Source organism: Streptomyces sp. NPDC034670, from assembly GCF_055574875.1.
Window position 1 is genome coordinate 1 of the sequence record NZ_JBVITR010000065.1, and the last position, 5,865, is coordinate 5,865.

3 protein-coding genes are annotated in these 5,865 nt (G+C 76.2%); 2 read left to right on the forward strand and 1 reads right to left on the reverse strand.

The window, feature by feature from the left end; translation table 11 throughout:
- Nucleotides 1-235: 235 nt before the first annotated feature.
- Together ACZ56B_RS29485 and ACZ56B_RS29490 are read left to right on the forward strand one after the other, a co-directional pair.
- Nucleotides 236-2,434, forward strand: a complete 2,199-nt coding sequence (locus ACZ56B_RS29485; protein ID WP_468797067.1) for a CDP-glycerol glycerophosphotransferase family protein — start codon at nt 236-238, stop codon at nt 2,432-2,434.
- Entirely contained in the window at nt 2,431-4,113 is a 1,683-nt protein-coding gene (locus ACZ56B_RS29490; protein ID WP_468797070.1) for a glycosyltransferase family 2 protein, read from the forward strand. The genes ACZ56B_RS29485 and ACZ56B_RS29490 overlap by 4 nt, the downstream gene beginning before the upstream one ends.
- A gap of 49 nt (nt 4,114-4,162) precedes the next feature.
- Here the strand turns inward: ACZ56B_RS29490 and ACZ56B_RS29495 are convergent, their stop codons facing one another.
- Complete coding sequence (locus tag ACZ56B_RS29495) at nt 4,163-5,689, reverse strand: hypothetical protein (protein WP_468797128.1); 1,527 nt, start codon at nt 5,687-5,689, stop codon at nt 4,163-4,165.
- Between the last annotated feature and the right edge of the window lie 176 nt (nt 5,690-5,865).

Here is a 5,865-nt window from a genome sequence, read left to right on the forward strand (position 1 = left end):
GGCTCCAGAGAGAGGAGGGAAGGTGCAGAGAAACGCACCCGGGTCTCCCCGGCCCCCGCCAGCCCCTCCTCGGGCGGTCCGGGGGGTCGGGGCGCCGGGGGGCCGGGGGCCCCCCCCCCCCCCCCCCCGGCGCCACCTTCCACCCCCTTCGACCGTATTGATGCCAATATGACGGAAACGGAGTGACCGCAGCGGAACGACCGGAGCCACGACGAGCAGCCGAAGGAGCCCCGCGATGCCAGAGCTCAGCGTCATCGTCCACGGGCCGAACACCCAGGACCACCTGACCGGCCTCCTCGACTCCCTCGCCGCCCACCCCCACCCGGACACCGAGGTCGTCGTCGCCGCCGTCGGCGACTGGGCCCGCGAGACGGCCGAGCGGCACGCCCCCGAGGTCCGGGTGCTGCCCCTGCCCGACGGCACGTCCGACGCGGCGGCCCGGTCGGCGGGGGCGGCCCGGGCCGCCGGTCGCTGGCTGCACTTCGTCCGCGCCAAGGACGGTCTCCCGCCCGGCGGCCCGCGCACGATCGCCGAACGCGTCGCCGAACTCCCCGCCGCCGTGGACGTCCTGCTGATCGACCACGTCCGCAGCACCTGGCGCACCCACGGCCTGCCCTCCGCGGACGGTCCCCTGCTCGCCCGCGCGGGCCGCACCGACCTCGTCCTCGACGACAGCGCCTATCTGCTGCGCCTGACCCCGCTGCTCGGCACCCGCGTCCTGCGCGCCGGCTTCTGGCGGGCGCACGAGGAGCGCCTCACCACCGACGACGAACCGCACGCGGCCCTCGCCGCCCTCCTGCTCGCCGACCGCGTCGCCTGCCTGCCGCACATCGCCCACGAGGACCGCAGGCTGCGGCCCGCCAGCCTCCCCCCGGTCACCGCCGAGCAGTACTACGCCCTCGTCGACCGCTACGAGAACCTGCTCGACCTCGCCCGCCACCGCCCCGCCGCCTACACCGTGCTCTACGAGATCATGGTCCGGGACTGCCTGCGCACCTTCGCCCGCGGCAGCATGCCCGAGGAGGTGGCCCGGGAGTTCTTCCGCCGGGCCTCGCTCGCCGCGCTGCGCCGCCGCCCCGAGGGCCACCAGCGCCCCGCCGGCCTCGACGGCGTCCGCCGCTCGCTGCTCGAGGAGGGCGCCTACACCAAGTACCGCGCGTTCCAGGCCGCCAACCGCGCCCGCCGCGCCGTGCGGTCCACGGTGCGCGCCGGCAGGCGGCAGCTCGGCACCCGGGTCCGCGACCACCAGTACCGCAGGGCCCTGCGCCGGCCGGTCGACCCCCACCTGGCCGTGTTCGCCGCCTACTGGAACCGCGGCGTCGCCTGCAACCCGGCCGCGATCGCCGCCAAGCTGGCCGAACTCGCCCCGCACATCCACCCGGTGTGGGTGGTGACCGCCGAGAACGCGGTCCTGCTCCCGCCGGGCACCGACCACGTCGTCCCCGGCACGCGCCGCTACGGGGAGGTGCTCGCCACCGCGAAGTACCTCGTCAACAACGTCAACTTCCCCAACGCGGTGGTCAAGCGCCCGGGCGCCGTCCACCTCCAGACCCACCACGGCACCCCGCTCAAACGCATGGGCCTGGACCAGATGGCCTTCCCGGCCGCCGCCCAGGGGCTGGACTTCGCCGCGCTGCTGGAGCGCGTCGACAAGTGGGACTACAGCCTCTCCGGCAACAGCCACACCACCCGGATGTGGGAGCGGGCGTACCCGTCCGGGTTCGTCTCGCTCGACTACGGCTATCCGCGCAACGACGTCTACTACACCGCCGGCGCCGACGACGTCCGCGCGGTCCGCGAGCGCCTCGGCATCGCCCCGGGGCGCCGGGCCGTGCTGTACGCGCCCACCCACCGCGACTACGAGGCCGGCTGGACCCCGCGCCTGGACCTGGCCGCGCTCGCCGACCGCCTCGGCGAGGACACCGTGCTGCTGGTGCGCGGCCACTACTTCTACGACGGCGCCGCCTCCCCGCCGACCGGCCTGCGCCGCTCGGGCCGCATCGTGGACGTCTCGTCCTACGACCCGGTCGAGGAGCTGTGCCTGGCCGCCGACGTCCTGGTCACGGACTACTCGTCGATCATGTTCGACTACGCCAACCTCGACCGCCCGCTGGTGATCCACGCCGACGACTGGGAGACGTACCGCACCACCCGCGGCGTCTACTTCGACCTGATGTCCGAGGCGCCCGGCCCGGTGGCCCGCACCCAGGAGGAACTCACCGGGATCCTCACCACCGACGCCTGGCGCGACGAGGGCGCGGCGAAGGCGCGGGCCGTCTTCCGGCGCCGGTTCTGCGAGTACGACGACGGCCGCGCCGCCGAACGCGTCGTGCGCCGGGTCTTCCTCGGCCAGGACGGGGAGGCCCTGCCGCCGGTGCTGCCGCTCGAGCGGCGCACCCCGGCGCCGAGCCCCGAGGAGGCGTGCCCGTCATGACCGCTCCCGGCGCCCTCGACGCCCCCGACGTCACCGTGACGGTGATCGTGCACAACGACGCCGGGCGGCTGCCCCGCGCGGTCGAGTCCGTCCGCCGCCAGACCCACCGCGACCTCGAGATCGTCATCAGCGACGACCACTCGACGGACGACACCCCCCGGGTGGCGCGGGAACTCGCCGCCCGCGACCCCCGCATCCGGTACCTGCGCCTGCCGCGCAACAGCGGCGGGTGCAGCGCCCCGCGCAACCGGGCCCTGGAGATCGCGCGGGCGCCGTACCTGATGTTCCTCGACAGCGACGACGAACTCCCCGGGGACGCGGTCGCCCTGCTGCTGGCCGCCCACCGCGAACGGGAGATCGACTTCGCGATGGGCGCGGTGCGGCGGATCCGGACGGACACCGGCCGCCGCTCCACCTGGATGCCGCACCTCGTGCGCGAGCGCCGCACCCTGGACGGCATCGAGGACGACCCCCGGCTGTTCTTCGAGCACCTGTCCACCAGCAAGATGTACGCCCGCGCCTTCCTCGACCGGCACGCCCTGCGCTTCCCCGAGGGCATCCACTACGAGGACCAGCTCTTCTCGGCGCAGGCGTACTGCCTGGCGAAGAGGTTCACCATCGTCCCGGAGCCGGTGTACCTCTGGTACATCGCGCCGTACGCCGCCGCCGACGCGGCGTCCATCTCCAACCAGCGGCACCGGCTCGGCAACGTCCGCGACCGCGTCCACGTCCAGCGCCTCATCGACGCCTTCCTGGTGCGGAGCGGGCACGAGGCGCTGCGCGAGGACAAGGACCACAAGTTCCTCAAGCACGACTTCCGGATGTACGCGGGCGACCTGCCGCACCGGGACGAGGAGTGGCTGGCGGCCTTCGCGGACCTGGTGAACCCCTACCTGGACACGCTGTCCCCGGGCGCGTACGCCCGCCTGCCGCGCGCCGAGCGGGTGGTGCTGCAGCTGGTCCGCGACCGGCGCCTGGAGGAGGCCCGGCTGGCGGCCCGCGGTCTCGGCCACGGCGTCGCCCCGCGGCGGGTGACCACGGACGCGGACGGCCGCACCTACTGGGGCGGGCGGATCCCCGCCTGCGCCGGCGCCCGCCGCGAGCTGGACCTGACCGAGCTGAAGCTGGACACCCGGCCGTTCTCCGGCGCCCTGTTCCGCCACGAGATCACGGAGATCACCCGGAGCTCCGGCGCCGGCGTCGAACTGGCCGTGCGGACGTACGACCCGGCCCTGCGGCTGCCGGTCGGCCCGCAGCGCGCCTGCCTCCTCCTCACTCCCGGCCGGCGCCGCCTCACGGTCCCCTTCCGCCTCTCCCCCGTCCGCCCCGGCGTCTTCGAGGGCCGGGTCCGCGTCGACCTCGCGGCCGCGTCCCTCCCCCCGGCCGGCTTCGCCGGGGTGCGCCACCCGATGGTCCGCCTCACCCACCGGGGCCAGGGCAACACGGGGCTGCTGCTGGCGCCGCTCGGCTTCCCGGCGCTGACCGCCCGCGTCCCCTACCGCTCCGGCACGGCCCCGCACCGGGTCACGGTCGAGCCGGAGGGACACGGTCCGGGCCGGCTCCAGGTGCGCTGGGAGCCGGTCGGGATCACGGCGGGCGTGCTGCGCCCGGTGGCCCGCCGACTGGACCGCCCGGGGGTGCGCCGGGCGGTCCGCCTGGTGGCGGGCGTGCTGCGGTGAGGACGGCGACGGCGCGGGAACGACGGCGCGGCGGCGGCGTGAGGACGGCTCACGGCACCGCGTAGAGCACCTGCCCCTCCGGCCCCCGGGCCACCGCCCGCAGCCCGGCGTCGTCCAGGGTCCCGGTCACGTCCACCACCCAGCGCACCCCGTACTCCCGCTCGATGGCCCGCCGCACCCCCGCCGGCGTCCCCGCCGCGAAGTACTCCTCGGTGGCCGCCGCCCGGCGCTCCTCGTCCGGCAGGAAGAAGTCGGGGTAGCCGGGAGCGACCGTGTACGGCCCGTACGCCGGGATCCGGCGGGCCGGGGCGGTCCCGGCCATGACCACCTCCCCGTACCCCACCCACAGCGTGATCCAGTGGTACCCCGTCCACGGCGGCCGGTACCGGTCCTGGACCGCCTGCGGCAGCACGTCGCGCGGCACCGCGTACCCGAGCGTCCCCGCCTGGGCCCACGCCCCGGCCGCGAGCGCGCCGGCGAGCAGGACCGCCCAGCCGGCGCGCACCCCGCGCCGTCCCGCGCGGACCGCCTCCAGCGCCGCCGCGAGCTGCGCCGGGATCAGCACGGCGGGCAGCGCGCGGCCCCACGCGTAGTGGCCGCTCAGCCATCCGGCCGCCACGACCCCCGCGCCCAGCAGGAAGAACAGCGCCAGCGGATCGCGCCGGTCCCGCCGCCACCGCGCGGCCAGCGCCGCCACTCCGAGCAGGGCCAGCCCGAACCGCGCGGCCGGGTCCGCGTACAGCACCCGGTGCACCGGCTCCAGGGCGGACCCGGCGCCGAACAGCGCGAAGAAGTCGTAGTACGGCCACGCCCACAGCACCACCGCCCCCAGCAGCAGCCCGGCGGCCGCCCGCGGCCACACCGCGCGCCCCGGCCGTGCCGCGAGCACGAGGGCGCAGGCGCCCAGCGAGGCCACCACCCCCGAGAACTGGTGGCAGAGCAGGATCACCGCCCACAGCGCCCCCAGCCCGAGCCACGTCCCCCGCCCGGACCCGTCCCCCGCGCGCAGCGCCCCCGTCAGCCACGCCCAGAAGTGGAAGGCGAGGCCGAGGGTGAAGGTGCTGGGGTAGGACACCGTCAGCGCGAGCGAGGTGAGTCCCGGGAAGCCGCTCCACAGGAACGGGGTCGTCCCCCACAGGAGCAGCAGGCTCAGCAGGGCGACCGCGGGCGCGTCCCGGTGCGTGCTCAGCGTCCGCACGTACCGCCACACCCCGGTCACCAGCAGCACCAGTCCGGCCGCGGCGGCCAGGCGCAGGACGGCGAACACCGACAGCCCCGTCACCCGGGCGACGACGCCGAGCAGCAGCATCCACGGCGAGTAGTACGGGCTCGGTGTGTCCGCGCTGACCAGCGGGTTGCCGGGGTCGAGCGGGCTGTGCCGCAGGCGCTGCAGGGTCGCCGCGTGCATGCCCAGGTCACCGATCCACGGGAGGCGCACGATCACCGGGACCAGCAGGGCGAGGACGAGCCCGGCGGCGGTCCGGAGCGCGGCGCGGCCGACGGCCGCCGGACGGATCGCGGCGGGCCTCCCGCCGGTGCTCCCGGGCGCGGCGGGTGAGGAGAAGCTGACGGTCACACAGGAGGACTTGCCCAAAGCAGGAGATTATCCACCGAATCACCCCGGATGCCCACCCAAGGCACCACAACGGACGCGGGGGGGGGGGGGGGGGGGGGGGGGGGGGGGGGGGGGGGGGGGGGGGGGGGGTGGGGGGAGGGGGGGGGGGGGGGGGGGGGGGGGGGGGGGGGGGGGGA